General features: G+C 69.7%; 16 protein-coding genes. 9 read left to right on the top strand and 7 right to left on the bottom strand.

Annotation, left to right across the window (positions count from 1 at the left end; translation table 11 throughout):
* The first annotated feature begins 2 nt into the window (after positions 1-2).
* Together Aco03nite_RS25745 and Aco03nite_RS25750 are read left to right on the top strand one after the other, a co-directional pair.
* Entirely contained in the window at positions 3-1,244 is a 1,242-nt protein-coding gene (locus Aco03nite_RS25745; protein ID WP_203798700.1) for a glycoside hydrolase 5 family protein, read from the top strand.
* A complete protein-coding gene (locus Aco03nite_RS25750; RefSeq protein ID WP_203798701.1) occupies positions 1,241-3,511 on the top strand; it encodes a glycoside hydrolase family 3 N-terminal domain-containing protein in 2,271 nt (756 codons plus the stop codon). The genes Aco03nite_RS25745 and Aco03nite_RS25750 overlap by 4 nt, the downstream gene beginning before the upstream one ends.
* Here Aco03nite_RS25750 and Aco03nite_RS25755 read toward each other — a convergent pair.
* Positions 3,487-4,005, bottom strand: a complete 519-nt coding sequence (locus tag Aco03nite_RS25755; RefSeq protein ID WP_203798702.1) for a hypothetical protein — start codon at positions 4,003-4,005, stop codon at positions 3,487-3,489. The two genes, Aco03nite_RS25750 and Aco03nite_RS25755, sit on opposite strands and share 25 nt — an antisense overlap.
* Positions 4,005-4,655: a lytic polysaccharide monooxygenase auxiliary activity family 9 protein gene (locus Aco03nite_RS25760; RefSeq protein WP_239145426.1), complete on the bottom strand. Its 651-nt coding sequence runs from the start codon at positions 4,653-4,655 to the stop codon at positions 4,005-4,007. The genes Aco03nite_RS25755 and Aco03nite_RS25760 overlap by 1 nt, the downstream gene beginning before the upstream one ends.
* A 193-nt stretch (positions 4,656-4,848) precedes the next feature.
* Here Aco03nite_RS25760 and Aco03nite_RS25765 point away from each other — a divergent pair, with 193 nt between their 5' ends.
* A complete protein-coding gene (locus tag Aco03nite_RS25765) occupies positions 4,849-5,634 on the top strand; it encodes a hypothetical protein (RefSeq protein WP_203798704.1) in 786 nt (261 codons plus the stop codon).
* A 42-nt stretch (positions 5,635-5,676) separates the two neighbouring features.
* Here the strand turns inward: Aco03nite_RS25765 and Aco03nite_RS25770 are convergent, their stop codons facing one another.
* Together Aco03nite_RS25770 and Aco03nite_RS25775 are read right to left on the bottom strand one after the other, a co-directional pair.
* Positions 5,677-6,174 (bottom strand): QsdR family transcriptional regulator, encoded by a 498-nt coding sequence (locus Aco03nite_RS25770; protein ID WP_203798705.1) that lies wholly within the window; start codon positions 6,172-6,174, stop codon positions 5,677-5,679.
* A 110-nt stretch (positions 6,175-6,284) separates the two neighbouring features.
* A complete protein-coding gene (locus Aco03nite_RS25775) occupies positions 6,285-7,118 on the bottom strand; it encodes a helix-turn-helix domain-containing protein (RefSeq protein WP_203798707.1) in 834 nt (277 codons plus the stop codon).
* 87 nt (positions 7,119-7,205) lie between these two features.
* Here Aco03nite_RS25775 and Aco03nite_RS25780 point away from each other — a divergent pair, with 87 nt between their 5' ends.
* Both Aco03nite_RS25780 and Aco03nite_RS25785 read left to right on the top strand, forming a co-directional pair.
* On the top strand, positions 7,206-7,817 hold the full coding sequence (locus Aco03nite_RS25780; protein ID WP_373872637.1) for an NAD(P)-dependent oxidoreductase: 612 nt from the start codon (positions 7,206-7,208) through the stop codon (positions 7,815-7,817).
* A 65-nt stretch (positions 7,818-7,882) separates the two neighbouring features.
* Complete coding sequence (locus Aco03nite_RS25785; RefSeq protein ID WP_203798709.1) at positions 7,883-8,836, top strand: zinc-binding dehydrogenase; 954 nt, start codon at positions 7,883-7,885, stop codon at positions 8,834-8,836.
* 18 nt (positions 8,837-8,854) lie between these two features.
* Here Aco03nite_RS25785 and Aco03nite_RS25790 read toward each other — a convergent pair whose 3' ends face one another.
* Complete coding sequence (locus tag Aco03nite_RS25790; protein ID WP_203798711.1) at positions 8,855-10,216, bottom strand: pectinesterase family protein; 1,362 nt, start codon at positions 10,214-10,216, stop codon at positions 8,855-8,857.
* A 96-nt stretch (positions 10,217-10,312) separates the two neighbouring features.
* Here Aco03nite_RS25790 and Aco03nite_RS25795 point away from each other — a divergent pair, with 96 nt between their 5' ends.
* Together Aco03nite_RS25795 and Aco03nite_RS25800 are read left to right on the top strand one after the other, a co-directional pair.
* Entirely contained in the window at positions 10,313-12,055 is a 1,743-nt protein-coding gene (locus Aco03nite_RS25795) for an RICIN domain-containing protein (protein WP_203798713.1), read from the top strand.
* A gap of 102 nt (positions 12,056-12,157) precedes the next feature.
* Positions 12,158-12,847 carry an RNA polymerase sigma factor gene (locus Aco03nite_RS25800; protein WP_203798715.1) on the top strand — a complete coding sequence of 230 codons (690 nt, stop codon included), beginning with the start codon at positions 12,158-12,160 and terminating at the stop codon, positions 12,845-12,847.
* 649 nt (positions 12,848-13,496) lie between these two features.
* Here Aco03nite_RS25800 and Aco03nite_RS25805 read toward each other — a convergent pair.
* The gene (locus Aco03nite_RS25805) at positions 13,497-13,976 is read right to left on the bottom strand and encodes a peroxiredoxin family protein (protein WP_203798717.1); all 480 of its coding nucleotides are present in this window, start codon (positions 13,974-13,976) and stop codon (positions 13,497-13,499) included.
* A gap of 74 nt (positions 13,977-14,050) precedes the next feature.
* Positions 14,051-14,671, bottom strand: coding sequence for a type 1 periplasmic-binding domain-containing protein (locus Aco03nite_RS25810; protein WP_239145427.1), 621 nt, complete (start codon positions 14,669-14,671; stop codon positions 14,051-14,053).
* 113 nt (positions 14,672-14,784) lie between these two features.
* On the opposite strand from Aco03nite_RS25810, the gene Aco03nite_RS25815 reads away from it, so the two are divergent.
* A complete protein-coding gene (locus Aco03nite_RS25815; protein WP_203798719.1) occupies positions 14,785-15,483 on the top strand; it encodes a hypothetical protein in 699 nt (232 codons plus the stop codon).
* A gap of 97 nt (positions 15,484-15,580) precedes the next feature.
* Positions 15,581-17,464: a purple acid phosphatase family protein gene (locus Aco03nite_RS25820; protein WP_203798721.1), complete on the top strand. Its 1,884-nt coding sequence runs from the start codon at positions 15,581-15,583 to the stop codon at positions 17,462-17,464.
* The last annotated feature ends 10 nt before the right edge of the window (positions 17,465-17,474 follow it).

Genomic DNA, 17,474 nt, shown 5'->3' on the forward strand with positions numbered 1-17,474 from the left:
ACGTGACAACCCCCCGCTTCGGCGTCAACTACGTACCGTCCGGCGACTGGTTCTTCGAATGGCTGTCCCCCCGCTGGGACGCCATCCGCCGCGACCTGGACAGCATCGCCGGCCTCGGCCTCGACCACGTCCGGATCCTGCCGCTCTGGCCGGTGCTGCAACCCAACCGGACCCTGATCCGCGAACAGGCCCTCGCCGACGTCCGCCGGGTCGCCGAACTCGCCGACGAAGCCGGGCTCGACGCGAGTGTGGACGCGTTGCAGGGCCACCTGTCCAGCTTCGACTTCGTGCCGTCGTGGCTGTCCAGCTGGCACCGGCGCAACATGTTCACCGACCCGGACGCGATCGACGCGCAGGCCGCCCTGGTCGCCATGCTGCACTCGTCGGTCGCCGACCTGCCGAATTACCTCGGCATTACCCTCGGCAACGAGGTCAACCAGTTCTCCTCCCGGCCGCACCCGACCCCGATGCCGGCCACCCCGGACGAGGTCACCGCCTGGATCGACACGCTGCTCGGTGCGGTACCGGCCGACGGGCGCGGCCTGCGGGTGCACGCCGAGTACGACGCCGTGTGGTACCAGGACGGGCACCCGTTCCGGCCCACCCACGCCAGCCGGCAGGGCGACGTCACCGCCATCCACTCGTGGATCTTCAACGGGACGGCGCAGCACTACGGGGCGATGTCGCCGCAGAGCATCAGGCACGCCGAGTATCTGATCGAGCTGTCCCGGGCGTTCGCACTTGACCGGAACCGGCCAGTGTGGCTGCAGGAGGTCGGTGCGCCGCTGAACTGTCTCGACGCCGCGGACGCGCCCGAGTTCTGCCGGCAGGCCGTGCTGGCGGCTGCCGAGTCCGACGCGTTGTGGGGGGTCACCTGGTGGTGCTCGCACGACGTCCGGCGAGGGCTCGCGGACTTCCCGGATCTGGAGCATTCGCTCGGGCTCTTCGACGCCGACGGCGCGGTCAAGCCGATCGGTGAGGCCTTTGCCGAGGTGGCGGCTTCGGTTAAATCGGGCGGGGCGACCCCTCGTACGACCGCAATCGTGTTCGACGAAAAGGTGAACCGGGCCGATCTGGCTCCGGGCGGTGCCGTCTTCACCGCCTGGATGGACGCGGCGATCCGCGGCGAACGGCCCGCGCTGGCTCTCTCCGGCGATGGCTTCGCGACGGTCCTCCCGCCGGCCGAATCGAACACGCCGGGCGTCTACAGCGCGGTCAGTGACACGGACATGTTCGAAGGATGAGCTATCGGGACGCGTCGCTGTCCGTTTCTGATCGGGTTCGGGATCTGCTCGGGCGGATGACCCTGATCGAGAAGGCCGGGCAGGTCAACCAACGGCTCTACGGGTGGAAGGCGTGGCAGCGGGTCGGCGACGGTTTCGCCGCCACGCCGTATCTGGTCGACGAGGCCCGGCGGTTCGGCGGGATCGGCGCGGTCTACGGGCTGCAGCGCGCCGACGCCTGGTCCGGGCAGACCCTGGCCACCGGGGTCGGCGCCGCCGAGGGCGCGGCGCTGAGCGCCGAGATCCAGCGGACCATCGTCGCCGAGTCACGGCTCGGGATTCCGGCGCTGTTCGTCGAAGAGGTGCCGCACGGGCATCAGGCCATCGACGGGACGATCCTGCCGGTCGCGCTGGCCGCCGCGTCCACCTGGGATCCGGACCTCTACGAGCGGGCCTGCGCCGCCGTCGCCGCCGAGGTCCGGGCCCGGGGCGCACACGTCGCGCTGGTCAGCACACTCGACGTGCTGCGCGATCCCCGATGGGGCCGGGCGGAGGAGACGTTCGGCGAGGACCCTCAGGTCGCGGCGCTTTTCACCACGGCTGTGGTACGCGGGATGCAGGGTCACGCGGTCGACGGCACGATCCCGGCGGACCGCCTCGCGGTGGTGCTCAAACACGCGGCCGGCCAAGGCGCCACCATCGGCGGCCGGAACTGGGCCGCCACCGAACTGGGCTGGCGCGAACTGGCCGAGATCCACCTCCCGCCGGTCCGGGCCGCCGCGGAGGCCGGAGCAGCCGGAATCATGGCCGCCTACAGCGAGGTCGACGGCCGGCCCGCCGCCGCCAACCGCCGCCTGCTGACCGGCGTGATCCGCGACGCCCTGGGTTTCCAGGGTCTGATCATGGCCGACGGAACCGCCTTGGACCGCCTGTTGCGCCTGACCGGCGACCCGGTGTCCGCCGCCGCCCTGGCCCTGCACAGCGGCATCGACATGAGCCTGTGGGACGAGGTCTTCCCGCACCTGGACACCGCCGTCTCCCGAGGCCTGGCGACCATGGACGACCTGGACGCGGCGGTCACCCGGGTGCTGACCTTGAAGTTCCGGCTGGGCCTGTTCGACGACCCCATCCTTACCGACATTTCCGAAACCTCGGGAAATTCGGGCAAGGAGGAGGGGCGCAGCCAGCGACGGCGTCAAGCGGCGCCAGAACCAGGGCTGACCGGGCGGCTGTCGGCTGAGATTGCTGCTCGGGCGGTCACTCTTCTGCATGACCGGGAAGGGCTGCTTCCTCTTCGGGGTTCGCGGATTGCGGTGCTCGGCCCGCATGCCGACACCATTCGGCATGCGCTCGGGGACTACACCGCGCCGCAACGGCCCGGGGTCGGTGTGACCATAACGGACGCGCTGCGGGCTTCCGGGCGGACCGTGACCGTCGCGCCCGGCGCCGACATCGCCACCGGCGACACCACTGGTGTGGATCGTGCGGTTGCTCTGGCTGAGGACGCCGATGTGGTGGTGCTCTGTCTGGGGGGATCGAGCGCCCGCGACGTGGAGACCTCGTTCGACGTCAACGGGGCCGCCCTGACCAGCACGGACGGGCCGCCGGTGCAGATGACGGCGGGGGAGGGCGTCGACCTGGCCCGCCTGCGGTTCGGGGACGGGCAATACGAACTGTTGCGCCGGGTCGCTGCCACCGGTACTCCGATCGTGGCGGTGGTGGTGCAAGGGCGGCCGCATGTGCTCGGGGAGGTTCTGGAGACCGCGGGGGCCTGTGTGAATCTGTTCTACCCGGGGCCGTCGCTGGGGACCGTCGTTGCGGACGCGCTGCTCGGGCGACGGGAGATGATCGGGCGGCTGCCGGTGTCGCTGCCTCGGGACGCTGCCAGTCTGCCGGTGTACTACAACCATCGGGATCATGACTGGAACGGCTATGTGGACGCCGGGCCCGGACCGCTGCTGCCGTTCGGGGGTGGGGGACCGGGCGTACTGACGCTGGGCGTCGCGTCTTTTGATCGTGGTCTGTGCCGGGTTCCGGTGTCCAATCCGACCGATCGGGACGCGTCCGCGGTGGTGCAGCTCTACCTCCGGCGGGTGACCACGACGGTGTGGCCACGGGCCCGGGAGCTGCGCGGATTCCGGTGGGTCCGGGTGCCGGCCGGGCAGACCGTGGTGGTGGAGATGCCGGCCGGGCCGGAGCAGGCCGCCACCGTCGACGACTGCGGGCGGCCGGTGCCCGAGACCGGGACCGTCGAGTTCAGTGTTCAGATGTCGGCGGCGGCGTCGTAACGGCGTCTCAGCTCGGTCATCTCCTGCGGGGTGAGGGCCTCCTTGACGGCGAGTTCGGCGTAGCGGGGCGGGAACATCTGCCACAGTCGGTCGATGTACTTGACCTTCTCGGTGGCCTCCACCGCCTGGATTCCGGGCGGATCGGTGGACATGTCGAGGATGACCGGGCCGGCCAGTTTGACCGCCACGTCCCACGGTTGTTTCTGGCCGGCCACGCCGCACAGGTGGAAGCCGTAGACGGTCCGCACCGCGCTCATCGTCGTCGCGTCGGCCGGTTCGTAGCCGTAGACACGAACGCCGCAGACCACCGCGCCGTCGGCGGCCGCGTGCCCGGCGTGCTGGTGCTGTTCGGGGCTGGACTGTTCGAGGGTGGTGCGCATCCGGGCGGTGATCTGCTCCCGCAGGTCCGCGGGCTCGTCCGTGCCGGCCAGCGCGTACGCACCGGCCGACACGGACAGCAGGGTCACGAGGGCCCCTACGTGGCGAGCTCTCATCAGGCGAAGTTCACGTCGCTGCACCACATGTAGGCCTGGTCGAGGTGCGAGGCCTGCCAGATGACGAACAGGATGTGGTGGCCGGTGTAACCCGACGTGTTGATGTTGAACGAGATGTTGTTCGCCGGCGCGTACTTACCCGTCTGGGTGATGAAGTCCAGGTTCCCCCAGCCGAGTGTCTGGGTGGCCGGGTTGTACCCCTGTTTGCTGACGTACACCTTGAAGTAGTCGGCGCCGTGGCTCGCCTGGTCGTACAGCTGAACCGTGAAGTTGCTGGTGACGTTGGTGGTCTTCCAGGCGCCGGGCCGGTTCAGGCTGTCGTTGCGGGTCAGCGCGTTGCTGCAGAGCTGGCCGTCCGGGGTCTTGGCCTGGAACTGGGCGCCGAGCCCGTCCCGCAGCGCGCTCATCCAGTTCCACATGGTGTCCGGGTTGGCCTGGAACGCCTGCCAGCACATCGGATCCTGGGTCTGCATGGCCGGGTTGGTGTGCTGACTTCCCCAGGTCTGCCAGCACTGATAGGCGCGCGAGGCCGGGTTGATGATGGTGCCGTGCGCCTGGGCCGGGCTGCTGAGCTGGGGAAGCATGCTGACCAGCAGTGCGGTCAGGACGGCCAGCACCAGGCCGGTCCTACGGGACTCGTGTGGGGGCACGGTGGTCCTCCGTTCTTCGGCGTTCGGGGATCGGTTTGGGAGCGCTCCCGTTGGCCAAAGCATTGCATCCATGTTTCGGGATATCAACTGATGTCTATCTGGTTTGGCACGTTTGGGTTGTCACCCGACCGGGGTTGATCGCTCCGGTCGTCTAGGGTGGGCCGCTGACGTACTGACGCGGGGAGAAAAAATCATGAAAAAGACAAGTTTGAGTATCGTCGGTTTGTCACTGGCCGTGGTGGCCGCGCTCGGCGGTTGCGGCGACGACGCCGCCAAGGACTCCACGTCCACCGGCACCACCGAGACCGGCACGTCGGCCGCCGCACCCACCGACGCCGCCCCGGTCCCGGCCGGCGCGCTCGGCGAGCTGGTCGCCGCCGCCGAGAAGACCACGTCCACATCGGCCAAGGTCGCGATGAAGAGCGGCAGCGTCACCATCGACGGCGCCTTCGACGCGCCCGGCGAACTGGTCGAGATGGACTCCGACTTCGGCGACGCCGGCACCATCAAGATCCTCCGGGTCGGCAACGACCTCTACCTCAAGGCCGGTGGCTCGATCGCCGCGTCCTACTCCGGCAACGGCAAGAAGTGGCTGCACGTCGACGCCAGCAAGCAGACCGGCACCCTGAGCGTCGAGCAGAACGACCCGAGCAGCACCGCCAAGCTGCTGTCCACCGCCGCCTCCGACGTCACCGGATCCGGTGGTTCGTACCAGGGCACCCTCGACATGAGCAAGTCGCCGACGGTGTCCAGCGCCGTCGGGTCGGCCGGTGACAAGTTCAAGGCCATCCCGTTCACCGCCGAGGTCAAGGACGGCTACCTCACCAAGGTGACCACCGACATGAGCAAGGTCGCCCAGGGGGCCGGCAAGTCGGTCACCGCGTACTCCGGCTTCGGTGCGCCGGTCGACGTCAAGGCCCCGGCCGCCGCGCAGACCATGGAGATGAGCGCCGCCGACATCAAGAAGATGGGCGGCTGACGGTTCCGTTCCGGTGGGGGCGCTCCGGTTCTCCGGGGCGCCTCACGGGAGCAGCGCGCGCAATGCCGGTTCGGCCAGATCGAAATTCACTTCCGGCACGCCGAGTACGCTGCTGTAGACCACCGATTCCATCAGCCGTACATAAAGGAACGACCGCAGTCGCAGTTCTTCGACGTCCCCGGTGATCCCGGATTCGAGAAAGATGCCGAGCTGGGCGTCGACCGCCCGGTGGTGCACATCGGTCGCGGTGGTCAGCAGCACCCGGGCCGCCGTCTGCGGCTCGGCCGCCACGAACTGCCGCAGCTGATGGGCGCCGGTCACCATCTCGGCGAACGCCCGGGACAGGAACAGCACCCGGTCCGCGCCGGTGCCGATCGCCTCGCCACCCGCCTCGGCCAGGAAGATCCGGCCGATCGCCCAGAACACCTCACCGAACAGGGCGTCCCGGCTGCCGGCCGCCCGGTACAGCGTCGCCCGGCTGATCGACATCTCACTCGCCAGCAGATCCATGTCGATCGTCGAATGCTTCAGGTAATGCATCGCCGCACTGCGCAGCAATACCTCCGAATCGATGACACGCCGAGCCGGCACGACGAACACACTCCCTATTCCCGGTTCCGGGATGCTATCCGTTTCCCGGGGGCCTGATATCAGCCGATCGGGCCGCCGGAAGTGGCCTGACGGAATGCCCCCGGAGTACTCCCGTCCAAGCGGCGGAAGAACAGGCCGAATGCCGACGGGTCGCTGAATCCCAATCGGCGGCTGATCGCGGCCACACTGTCGTCGCCGTCGGCCAGCAACCGCCGGGCCTCCAGCAGCACCCGGGCGTCGATCAGGTCCTTAGGGGTCCGGCCGAAGGCTTCCAGACAGGACCGGCTGACGGTACGGGCGGACCAGCCCAGCAGCTCCGCCGCCCGCCGGGTGGTCAGCCGCTCGGCGAAGTGCCGTTCCAGGACCTCCTCGAACGCGCGCACGATCTCCCCGATCCGCCCCGAGTCCTCCGCCGGGAGCGCGCTCAGGTGCAGCAGCAGGGCACTCAGCGCGTGCCGGGGCGCACCCAGCTCCGGGTTCGCTGTCCGCACGGCGGTGACCAGGGCGGACACCGTGGTCAGCTGGTCCGGCGCCAGTCGCCACGTGGTGCTGCGGACCGACGGGCGCAGCACGTCCCGGACGGCCGTGCCGTCCGCGGCGGCCACGTCGGTGAACAGCACCGCGGTCCCGGCCGCCGCCGGATCGGCACGGAACCGCTGCACCGCGCCGGCGCGGATCCACAGGACCGTGCCGGCCTCGTACGCCAGATCGGTGAAGTCGACGTGATGCCCACCGGCGCCGGCGGTGACCACGAAGACGCTGTGGAACCCGGCCCGGTGCGCGTGGGTCTGCACCGGCACCGGGCTGCGCATCAGATCGGCCAGGTCGGCGACCTCGATCTCCCACTGTCCGGAGCGTGCCGGGTGAAAACCGACCTGTCCAATTCCGTCCATGGTCTGACCTTACGTGAACTGGGTCTTCATGAATGAGGCTCCTAGGCTGGGACGCGTAGACACCACTTCTTCCCCCAGGAGAACATCATGAGCGTCGTCGTCTTCGGAGCCGCCGGAACCGGTGGACAGCGGATCGTCGCCGAAGCCGTCTCGCGGGGTCTGACCGTCGTTCCGGTCGTCCGCGACACCACCCGTCACCCGCGGGTCGCCGGGCTGGCCACCGTCCGGGGTGACGCCACCGACCCGCAGTCGGTGAGCGCCCTGCTGGCCGGGGCCGACGCCGCGGTGATCGCGGTCGGCGAGTCGTGGACCGAGGCCGCCCGCACCGTGCTGACCGCCGCCGCCGGCCGGGTGTACGTGCTGCACATGGGCGGTGGGGCCACCCTCACCCTGCCGGACGGGACCGCGTTCGTCGACCTGCCCGGCTTCCCGGCCGAGTACCTGGTGCCGGCCCGTGGACAGGCCGAAGCGCTCGCCTTCTACCGGGCGCACGGCGGTTCGGACTGGACGTACCTGTCGCCGCCGCCCGTCGACTTCGCCCCCGGCGACCGCACCGGCGACTACCGGACCGGCGACGACCAGCCGGTCACCGACGGCGACGGCAACGCCCGCATCTCGTACGAGGACTACGCGGTGGCCCTGGTCGACGAGATCACCAAACGGGCCCACGCCGGCCGCCGTTTCACCGTCGGTTACTGAGGCAGTTCTTCTGAGCCGCTCTCACTTCCACCCGGTGTGGGGTGGGCGCCGGTTAGCTTGCCCCGATGCGAGCAGTGACGATTCAACAGTTCGGTGACCCCGCCGGGATGGTGGTGGCCGATGTCCCGGAGCCGTCGGCCGGGCCGGGGCAGGTGGTCATCGCAACCGAGGCGATCGGGGTCGGCGGGGTCGACGCGGTCATCCGGCGCGGGACGCTGGGTGGTTTCGGGTTCACCGCCGGGCTGATCCCCGGCAGCGAGGTTGCCGGGCGGGTGATCTCGGCCGGACCGGACGTCGATCCGTCGTGGCGGGGGCGGCGGGTGTGGGCGTTCACCGGCACCAGCGGCGGATACACCGAGCAGGCCGTCGCCAGGATCGGTGACGTCGTCGCCCTCCCGGACGGGATCACCTCCATCGACGCGGTGGCCCTCGGCAGCGCCGGGCCGGTCGCCCGGCTCGCCCTGGCCCACGGGCGCTTCGCGCCGGGGGAGTCGGTGCTGGTCCGCGGCGCGGCGGGCAGCATCGGCATCGCGGCCGTCGAGATCGCCGCCCGCGGTGGTGCCGCGACCGTCGCGGTGACCACCTCCTCGCCGGAACGTGGCGAGCGCCTGCGCGAACTCGGGGCGACCGAGGTTCTGGACCGGTCCGGGCAGGGCGGCTCCACGACGTACGACGTCATTGTCGATGTCGCCGGTGGAGACGCCCTGCCGGACTTCGTCGACCGCCTCGCGCCGAACGGGCGTCTGGTTCTGGTCGGCGTGGTGGCCGGCATGCCGCCGGCCGACTTCGGCGCCCGTCTGCTGGCCGGCTTCCGGCAGTCCCGGTCGGTGGCCACGTTCAGCCTGGACAGCGTCCCGGTCCCGGTCCGGGACGCGGCCCGCGCCGAGACGTTCGCCGCCGCGGCCCGGGGCGAGCAGCACGCCGTGGTGCACGACGTGCTGCCGCTGGCCGAGGCCGCCGAAGCACACCGCCTGATGGACGCCGGTGCGGTCTTCGGCCGGATCGTGCTGACGCCCTAGGTTCGATCGCGGCAGAACCTAGCCGACCGGGTTCCAGCCGTCCGTACCGGCGAGATATTTCTGCGGGGTGTAGTTCGGCGCCTGGGCGTCGGAGAGTTGCGGGCGGTTGCTGTTGACCGTCGCGCCCGCGCCGGTGTTCCTGTACTCCAGGAAACGGGCGTTCTTCCACGTCGCGTCGCCCATGTCGGTCCACGGCTGGGCGGTCTTGACGGTGGCGCTCAGGTTCGACTCGCGGTAGAGGACCTGGGCGCCCTGACCCCACGGGCGTCCGAGAGTGGTCACGTTGTTCGCGGCGCCGGTGATCGTCGACCTGTAGAACAGGTAGCCGTAGGTCTGCCCGCTCGGGGTGGACGCCGCGGTGATCGGGCCACCCGACGTGCGCTTCTCGTAGATCTGGCAGGCGTTGAAGACCGCGGTGCCGCCACTGTAGATGAAGTCGACCGTACCCTCGACGTAGGTGTTGACGAAGTAGGCCCGGTTGCCGTCCTCGACCCGCAGCGTGTCCTGGTCGCCGAGGAACCGCACGTTGTCGTAGACGGCCCGGTCGCCGTCGGAGAACATGGCGAGGGCCTGGTCACCGGTGTCCGACGAGTTCTCGTCGAAGTCGTTGGCGAACGTCAGCCCGGTGGCCTTGAAGTCCTTGCCGAGGATCCACGCGGTGGCGCTGCCGGTCGCGCCCCAGTCGCCGGCGTTGCGGTTGAAGACGATCACCGTCTGGCTCGCCGACGTGCCCAGGCCCTGGAGCGTGATGTTCGGCTTGTCGGCCGGCACCTTGATCTGCTCCCGGTACGTGCCCGCCTTGATGGTGATCACCCGCCGGGTGGTGTTCCCGGACGGCACCGCGTTGATCGCCGCCTGCACCGTGGTGTACATCCCGGTGCCGTCCTTCGCCACGGTCGCCGTTGCCGGCACACCGTTGACCAGGTTGAACGCCCACTGGATCTGCGAGATGTCGGAACACGCCTGCTGCACGATCGGGTTGTTCCCCGCCGTCGACGCGTCCTTGTTCGTCATGCACAACCCGGTGCCGGCGTTCTTGACCAGGTATTTCCCGGCCGCCGCGGTGGACGCGGTGAACGTCCAGGTCTGAACGGCACTTCCACTGCAGGCGTTCTGTACGAGCTGGGCCGCCGCCTCGACACACGCGCCGATGGTGAAACCGCTGCCCTGGGCGGTGACCTTGAACTGCTGCGCGGTGTTGCCGGTGGCGCACGCCGTCTGGACCAGCAGGTTGCCGCTGCTCACGGTGAGGCACTTGCCGCTGGAGCCGGAGACGAGGGTGTAGGTGCCGCCGGCGGCGGGTGCCACCGCGGCCCGTGCCGGGGATGTGGGGATGGTGATCATCGCTGCCGCGAGGACCAGGGGGATGAGTCTGCGCATGGTTCTACAGACGTCGCGCCGAGTCCGGGATAACGGGTTATCCGGCTGCGGTCCGGGCGTCTGTATCGGTGTTCCCTCATCCCCAGGAGAATCCCCATGCGACTCCGCACCGTCCTCGCCGCCGGGCTGGTCCTGGCCGTGTCGTGGCCGATCAGCCCCGCGGCCGCCGCCACGCCGGTCTCCGGTGGCACGTACACCCTCGTCTCCGCGTCGAGCGGCAAATGCCTCAACGTCACCAGCGCGAACCTGCTCGTCCAGGTCGCGTGCACCTCCGGGGCCGCCGCGCAGCAGTTCAAGGTTGCCGCTCAGGGCAGCGGCTTCACCATCGGTTCCTGCCTCGAGGCCGCGGACCAGATCGCCCAGAAGACCTGCAACGCCGGCGCGAACCAGACCTGGACGTTCACCGCATCTTCCGCGGCAGCCGGGAAATACCTGGTCAAGAACGCCGGCACCGGCCTGTGCATGACGAACAAGGACGCGTCCACGGCAGGGAACAACCCGATCGTGCAGCAGGCGTGTTCCGACGTCTCGCAGACGCAGTGGACGTTCAACCAGCTCTCCGGCCCGGCCGGTGCGGTCGCCTTCCCCGGGGCGGCCGGACCGGCGATGAACGCCACCGGAGGGCGTGGTGGCGACGTCTACCACGTCACCAACCTGACCGACAACGCCGCGAACCCGCAGGCGGGATCGTTGCGGTACGGGATCACCACGGCGCCGTCGACCGGACGTACCATCGTGTTCGATGTGGCCGGAACCATCAAGTTGTCACCCGCCGGCCGGCAGGGCTGGCTGAGCATCGGCACCAGCAACCTGACCATCGCCGGGCAGACCGCCCCCGCACCCGGTGTCACGATCATGGGTCAGGCCACCAAGGTCACCGGGAAGAACATCATCCTGCGGCACCTGAAGTTCCGGCCCGGCAAGGACCAGGCCAACCCCGGCACCGCCACCAACGACGGACTGTGGCTCACCGGCGACAACCTGATCGTCGACCACACGTCGGTGAGCTGGGCCGACGACGAGGGGATCAGCGCCAGCGACGGCGCCGGGCAGATCACCGTGCAGCACTCGATCGTCTCCGAGGGCCTCAACTACAACGGCCACAGTTACGGCGCGCTGGTCGGCAGCGACGTGACCGGGTCGAACATCGCTTACCACCACAACCTGTTCGCCCACAACGTCAGCAGGCTGCCCCGGCTCGGCAACGAGACCGGCGCCGTCAACTACGTCGAGTGGAGCAACAACGTCATCTTCGAAGGCTCCGGGTACAGCGGCGCCGACCAGCTCGCCAACGGCAACTTCGTCGGCAACACCTACCTGCGGCACAACAACAGCGGATCACAGGTCTACACCGGCGCCACCGGCACGGCGATCTACCAGTCCGGCAACGTGGTCGACTACGACGGCGACAGCAACCTGACCAACGGCCAGACGGCCACCTGGAGCCAGTTCCCGTCGGTCCCGTCCCAGCGCTCTTCGAGATTCAACATCCCCAACTTGTCGTACGAGTCGGCAGGCGCGTCGTTGACGAACGTGCTGAACCGGTCGGGCGCGTTCTGGTGGTCCCGTGACCCGGTCGACACCCGGATCGTCAGCGAGACCCGCTCCACCAGCGGCGGCATCGTCACCGCCGCGAACAGCACCGAATGGAACAACCTGTGGAACGCCGGGCAGGTCAGCCGGGCCAGTGGCTGGGACACCGACCGGGACGGCATGCCGAACACCTGGGAGAGCGCCAACGGCCTGAACCCGAACGTCGCCGACCAGAACGGCGACGCCGACGGCGACGGGTACCGCAACATCGAGGAGTATCTGGACGCCGCCGCCCAGGGGAACTAGGACAACAGTTTCTCCGGACTTTACCGAGCATTTGCCAAAGATCATCTTAAAACCTCCCGCCATGCATGGGTGTCTATCTAATGCGTGGGGGAGGTGGTCGGATTGGAACTCACCGACGCCGAGTTGGTGACCGCCGGGCAGAACGGCGACCGCGACGCCGTCGCCGTTCTGCTGAACCGGCATCTGCGGCTCACCTACCACGTGATCCGCCGGGCCCTGGACGGCCACCCGGACACCGACGACCTGGTCCAGGAGACCATGATCCGGGCCGTCGAGAAGCTCGCCGACCTGCGCGACCCCACCCGGTTCCGGGCCTGGCTGATCACCATCGCGATCCGGCAGGTCAAGAACCGGGCCCGCCGGCCGCCGCCGATGTCCCTGATCAGCCCCGACCCGCCCGACCCCGGCGTGGACGTCGCCGACGAGGCGCTGGACCGGGCCGGTCGCGACGAACGACGCCGGCGGTTCCGGGCGGCGGCCCGCTGGATCAGCGACGAGGACCGCTGGCTGCTGACGCTGTGGTCCCGGGAACTCGACGGCGACCTGACCCGGGCCGAACTCGCCGACGCCCTGCACGTCAGCCGCCCGCACGCGGCCGTCCGGATCAACCGGATGCGCGCCCACCTGATCCGGGCGCACGAGGTGGTGACGGCGTACGAGGCCCGGCCCCGCTGCCCCGGCCTGACCCGGGCCGCCGAGGGCCACCTGCTGGCGCGGGTGTCCCGGCACATCCAGTCCTGCCCGTCCTGCCGCCCCGCCACGCCGCTCCCGGCCTGCGCCCCCGCCTGCTGACCGCTGACCCTCTACCGCCCGCCCGCCCGCCTGCCCGGCTTGCTCATCGCCGACCGGTCCGCGGTGGTGGGCCAGGGTGTCGTCGTGCGGTTTCAGAAACAGTCGGTCGGCCAGGGCATCAGCGCGGGCGGGCCGGCCGGCCGCCATCGCATCCGGTCCGGCAGCGGCGTCGGCCCGTCCGGCCAGTGCCGGAACCAGCAACCCGGGCGCCCGGTCGTCGTCGCGGGCGGCCACGATCTGATCGGAGAGCCGTTGCGGGGAAATGCCGCCGTGGGGGACCGGCCGAACGGCACGTCCTCGGCAGCGCTCCCACCCGCGGGAGCCGTCGCCGTGGCCGCCGTGGCCGTTGCGGCGGCCGGCAGCGTTGCCGAGGCCCCGACGGTCGCCATCACGGCAAGAAGATCGCGCCGACGCACCATATCACCCCTTTTATCCGCATTCACGCCCACGGTAACCCCGCCGACGTCGCGGCAAACCGAACATCGGCGGAGGTACGCCATACAGGGCAGTGCGGAAGGTGGGCCAAGCGCCGGTAGGCCGCGGATGCGGCGGGCCAGGTGCCAGGAGGTGGTGGATGCGGGCGGGCCACTCGCCGGCAGATCGCGGACGCGGAGGGCTAATCGGGTGGTGGGTCGCGGATGCGGTCGGGTTATTCGGCCAGCAGGTCGCGGATGCGGGTGGTGAGGGCGCTGTCGTCGAAGCGGCCGAACTCGTGGAAGCGGATCGTCCCGGTGCGGTCGATCAGGATGGTGGTGGGGGTGCCCATCATCCGGTAGCGGTCGAACGTCACCGGGGAGTCGATCTCACCGTCCCAGCGGTGCGCGTCGACCGCCACCGGAAAGTCGATGCGGCTCCGTCGCAGGAACGGCAGCAGATCCTTCGGGGTCATCGCGGCATGGTTCTCGAAGACCGAGTGCAGCCCGATCACCGACACCGGCTCGCCCCGGAACAGATCGTGCAGCCGCACCGCCTGCGGCAGGCTGTGCGTGTAGCAGCCGGGACACAGCATCTGGAACGCTTCGAGCACGACCACCCGCCCCCGAAGCCCGTGCACCGTCAACGGCCCACTGTTGAACCACGACGCCACCTCCCACTCGGGCGCCCGGACGGCAGTCACTTGTCCGATCACGCGGACCTCCCGGTTTCGGAATTCTCGGCGCCGTGCCCATCGGCGTGCCGTGTCCCGAGTTGAGGGAGTTCAGCTCAGTAGCGGTCGAGCCAGAGGACCACGCCTGTCACGTCGTGCAGGACGGCCGCGGTTCCGGCTCGGATGGCGGCGGCGCAGCGGGACCTGGTGAACGAGTCCGGGGTCGCGGTCCAGGCTACTGCTGTCACGTTCGCGGTGGGTTCGGGGATCGTCGTGCCCAGGACCAGGAACTGCTGGTCCAGGTGGCTGGGGGTGACCAGGGCCAGCGGCTCGGTCAGCTCGGCGCCGGTCGTCACGATCAGATCCGGGCGCAGCTCCATCGCCGCCACCACCGCGTCCACGGGGCCGGCCGGGTCGGCGGTCACCGTCTTCAGGGAGACGTCCTCCATGACCGCCCATTCGCGTACCGCCCGGGTCAGGGTCTGGGTGGGGGTGTCCGTGCCGGTGGTCAGCAGCACCACCCGGTAGCCGGCGGCCGGCCGCGCCGACGACCACGAACCGGGGCTCGGCGTGATCACCGCCTCGGGGGTGGGCGGCGCCGACGGGTCGGTGAAGCCCAGGCCCAGGGCGCCGGCCGGCGCCGGGACGGGACGTGATCGGGACCAGTCGTCGTGGCCGGAGCAGGCTGCCAGGGTGGCGCAGGCGGACATCAGGACGACCAGGAGGAGGCGGTGCACGGGTCCTTTCCTACCTCGGATCCGGCGCTTGTCCAGGGGTGGCGCGGAAGTGTCGCCAGCGGTTCGCCCGGCATCTTGATCTTGTTAACCCGCGGGGTGCAGCGTGCCATCGCATGTCATCGTTCCACCGTCTGCTGGTCCCGTTCGCCGCCGCCGTCCTGATCGGAGGGATCGGAGGGGCCGGTATCGGCGCGGGTCCGGCCGAAGCCCACGGGTTCAGCTCCACCGTCTACGCCGACGTCGCCGAGGAGCCGGACGGCCGGGTCCGCACCACACTGGAACTGGAGTACGACCTGTTCGTGGTCTCCGCCGCCGACTACCGCAAGGACGACGGGCTGTTCCGGGAGGGCACCGCGGCGTTCGAGGCGGCGGACACGGTGGCGCAGGCGGCCGCGCTGGACGGGCACGCCACGGCGGCGGTCGGGTACGTGACCGAGCGGTTCACCGTGGCGGCCGGCGGCGAGGACTGTGTGCCGGCCCGGGCCGGTGGCTTCGGCATGGGTGTCCGGGAGGGGGTGCCCTACACCCGGCTGATCCTGGACTGGACGTGCACCGGCGACGGCGGCCACGAGTTGCGCAGCACCCTGTTCCCGGCGTCGGAGGACTACGTGCGGGACACCACCACCCGGGTCACCTATGCCCTCGGCGGCGAGCGGGGCAACGCCACCCTGACCGCGGACGAACCGGCCCTGACGGTGGGTGGATCCTCTGTGCTCGTCGTCACGATGGCCGTGATCCTGCTGGCCGGGGCGGTGTCCATCGTGGTCGTCGGCTACCGGAGGCGGAGGTCTTCCGTCGTACGCCATCAATGATCTTGATCTTGTTAAGGCCCGGTTCATCGAGCTGGACCAGCTTGATCACCGCTTCCGCACCTTTCCCATTGGGAAGCAATTCACGGAACGGAATCCGATGAGAACGCACCTCACCCGTAACGGGGTGATCCTGGGGGTGGCGACGCTGGCCGTCGGCGCACTGGGCGCACCAGCTCAGGCCGCCGATCCGGCCACGCTCAGCGCCGTCATCCTCGGCGTCGGCGCCAACGAGACCCAGCGCATCGTGACCTGGTACTCGTCGGCGGACAGCACCCAGTCGGTCCAGCTCGCCCCGGCGGCCTCGGTCACCGGCGGCGAGTTCCCGGCGGGCGCGCAGACGTTCGCCGCACTCGGCTCGGCCAACATCGCGAGCAGCGGCGGATTCAACCGGCACGCCACCATCACCGGCCTCGCCGAGCACACCTCGTACTCGTACCGGGTGGGCTCGGAGGGCAACTGGTCGCCGGCGTACACGTTCAAGACGCAGGACTTCGAAGGCGACTACGACTTCCTGTTCTACGGCGACCCGCAGATCGGGGCCTCCGGGAACGTCGCCAACGACCAGGCCGGCTGGACCGACACCCTGAACGTGTCGCTGGCCGCCAACCCGGACGCCGAACTGCTGGTGTCCGGTGGCGACCAGGTGGAGACCGCCAACACCGAGGCGCAGTGGAACGCCTTCCTGGCGTCCGACAAGCTGCGCCAGTACCCGTGGATGGCCACCATCGGCAACCACGACGTCGGCGGCAAGGCGTACGAGCAGCACCTGTACACGCCGAACACCGACCGTTCGGGCTCGTACTACTCCAACGGCAACCCGGCGTCGAACACGTCGGGCGGCAACTACTGGTACATCCACAAGGACACGCTGTTCATCGACCTGAACAGCAACTCCTACGCCACCTCGCAGGGTGGCGGCGGTGACGCGGCGCACGTCAAGTACGTCACCGACGTGATCAACCAGCACGGTGCCGAGGCGAAGTGGACCGTCCTGGTCTACCACCACGCGATCTACTCCGCCGCCGCGCACGCGAAGGACAGCGACGCCAAGGTGCGCCGGGTCGACTTCCCGAAGACCTTCTCGGACCTCGGTGTCGACCTGGTGCTGCAGGGTCACGACCACGTCTACACCCGCAGCTACCTGATCAAGAACGGCCAGAAGGCCAACCCCGACGAGAAGCCCGGCGCGTCCGAGGTCTTCGCCGGGCCCGGTGGCGTGCTGTACGTGACCTCGAACTCGGCCTCGGGTTCGAAGTACTACGACATCACCAACCCGGACAACACCGGCACCAGCGGCGCAGGCAACGGCGCCGACCCGCTGAACCCGGACAACTACTGGTACAACTCGGTCCAGAACCAGGAGCGTGCGCGTTCGTACGTCAAGGTTCAGGTCCGCAACGACAAGCTGGTCGTGCAGAACATCCGCAGCGCCGCGGCGGCCGGTCAGCCGGTCGGGTCGATCGTCGACGACGTGACGGTGCGGCCGTACCACGGCGACAACCAGCAGATCCAGGTCAACGTCCCGACGGCGGCCCCCGGCGAGTTCGGGTGGACCATCGACGGGCACAACGGTCTGGTCGACCTCGGCACCGCGGTCGAGACGGCCGGCGAGTACTTCGCCGCCGCCGGCAAGATCAACCCGATCAAGGTGTCCGACAGCCGTCGTTCCCTCTCGCCGTGGGCCATCTCGGCGAGCGTGGGCGACTTCGTCGACGGTGAGAAGAAGTTCGCCGGCTCGTACCTGGGCTGGGGTCCGTATCTCGCCACCGCCGGCGCCGGCGCCGTGGCCGGAGCCGACGTGGCCTCCGGTTACGACGACGACGGCAAGGGCCTCTCGGTCTCCCGTGGCCTCGGTCACGCGGAGCAGGGACACGCCCGTGGTTCGGCCGTCCTCGGCGCCGACCTGGATCTGAAGATCCCGGGCGAGGTCGAGAAGGGCAACTACCGCACCACCCTGACGATCACCGCGCTGAGCAGCTGATCGCACCCCC

Origin of the sequence: Actinoplanes couchii, assembly GCF_016862075.1 — a bacterium.
GTDB lineage: Bacteria > Actinomycetota > Actinomycetes > Mycobacteriales > Micromonosporaceae > Actinoplanes > Actinoplanes couchii.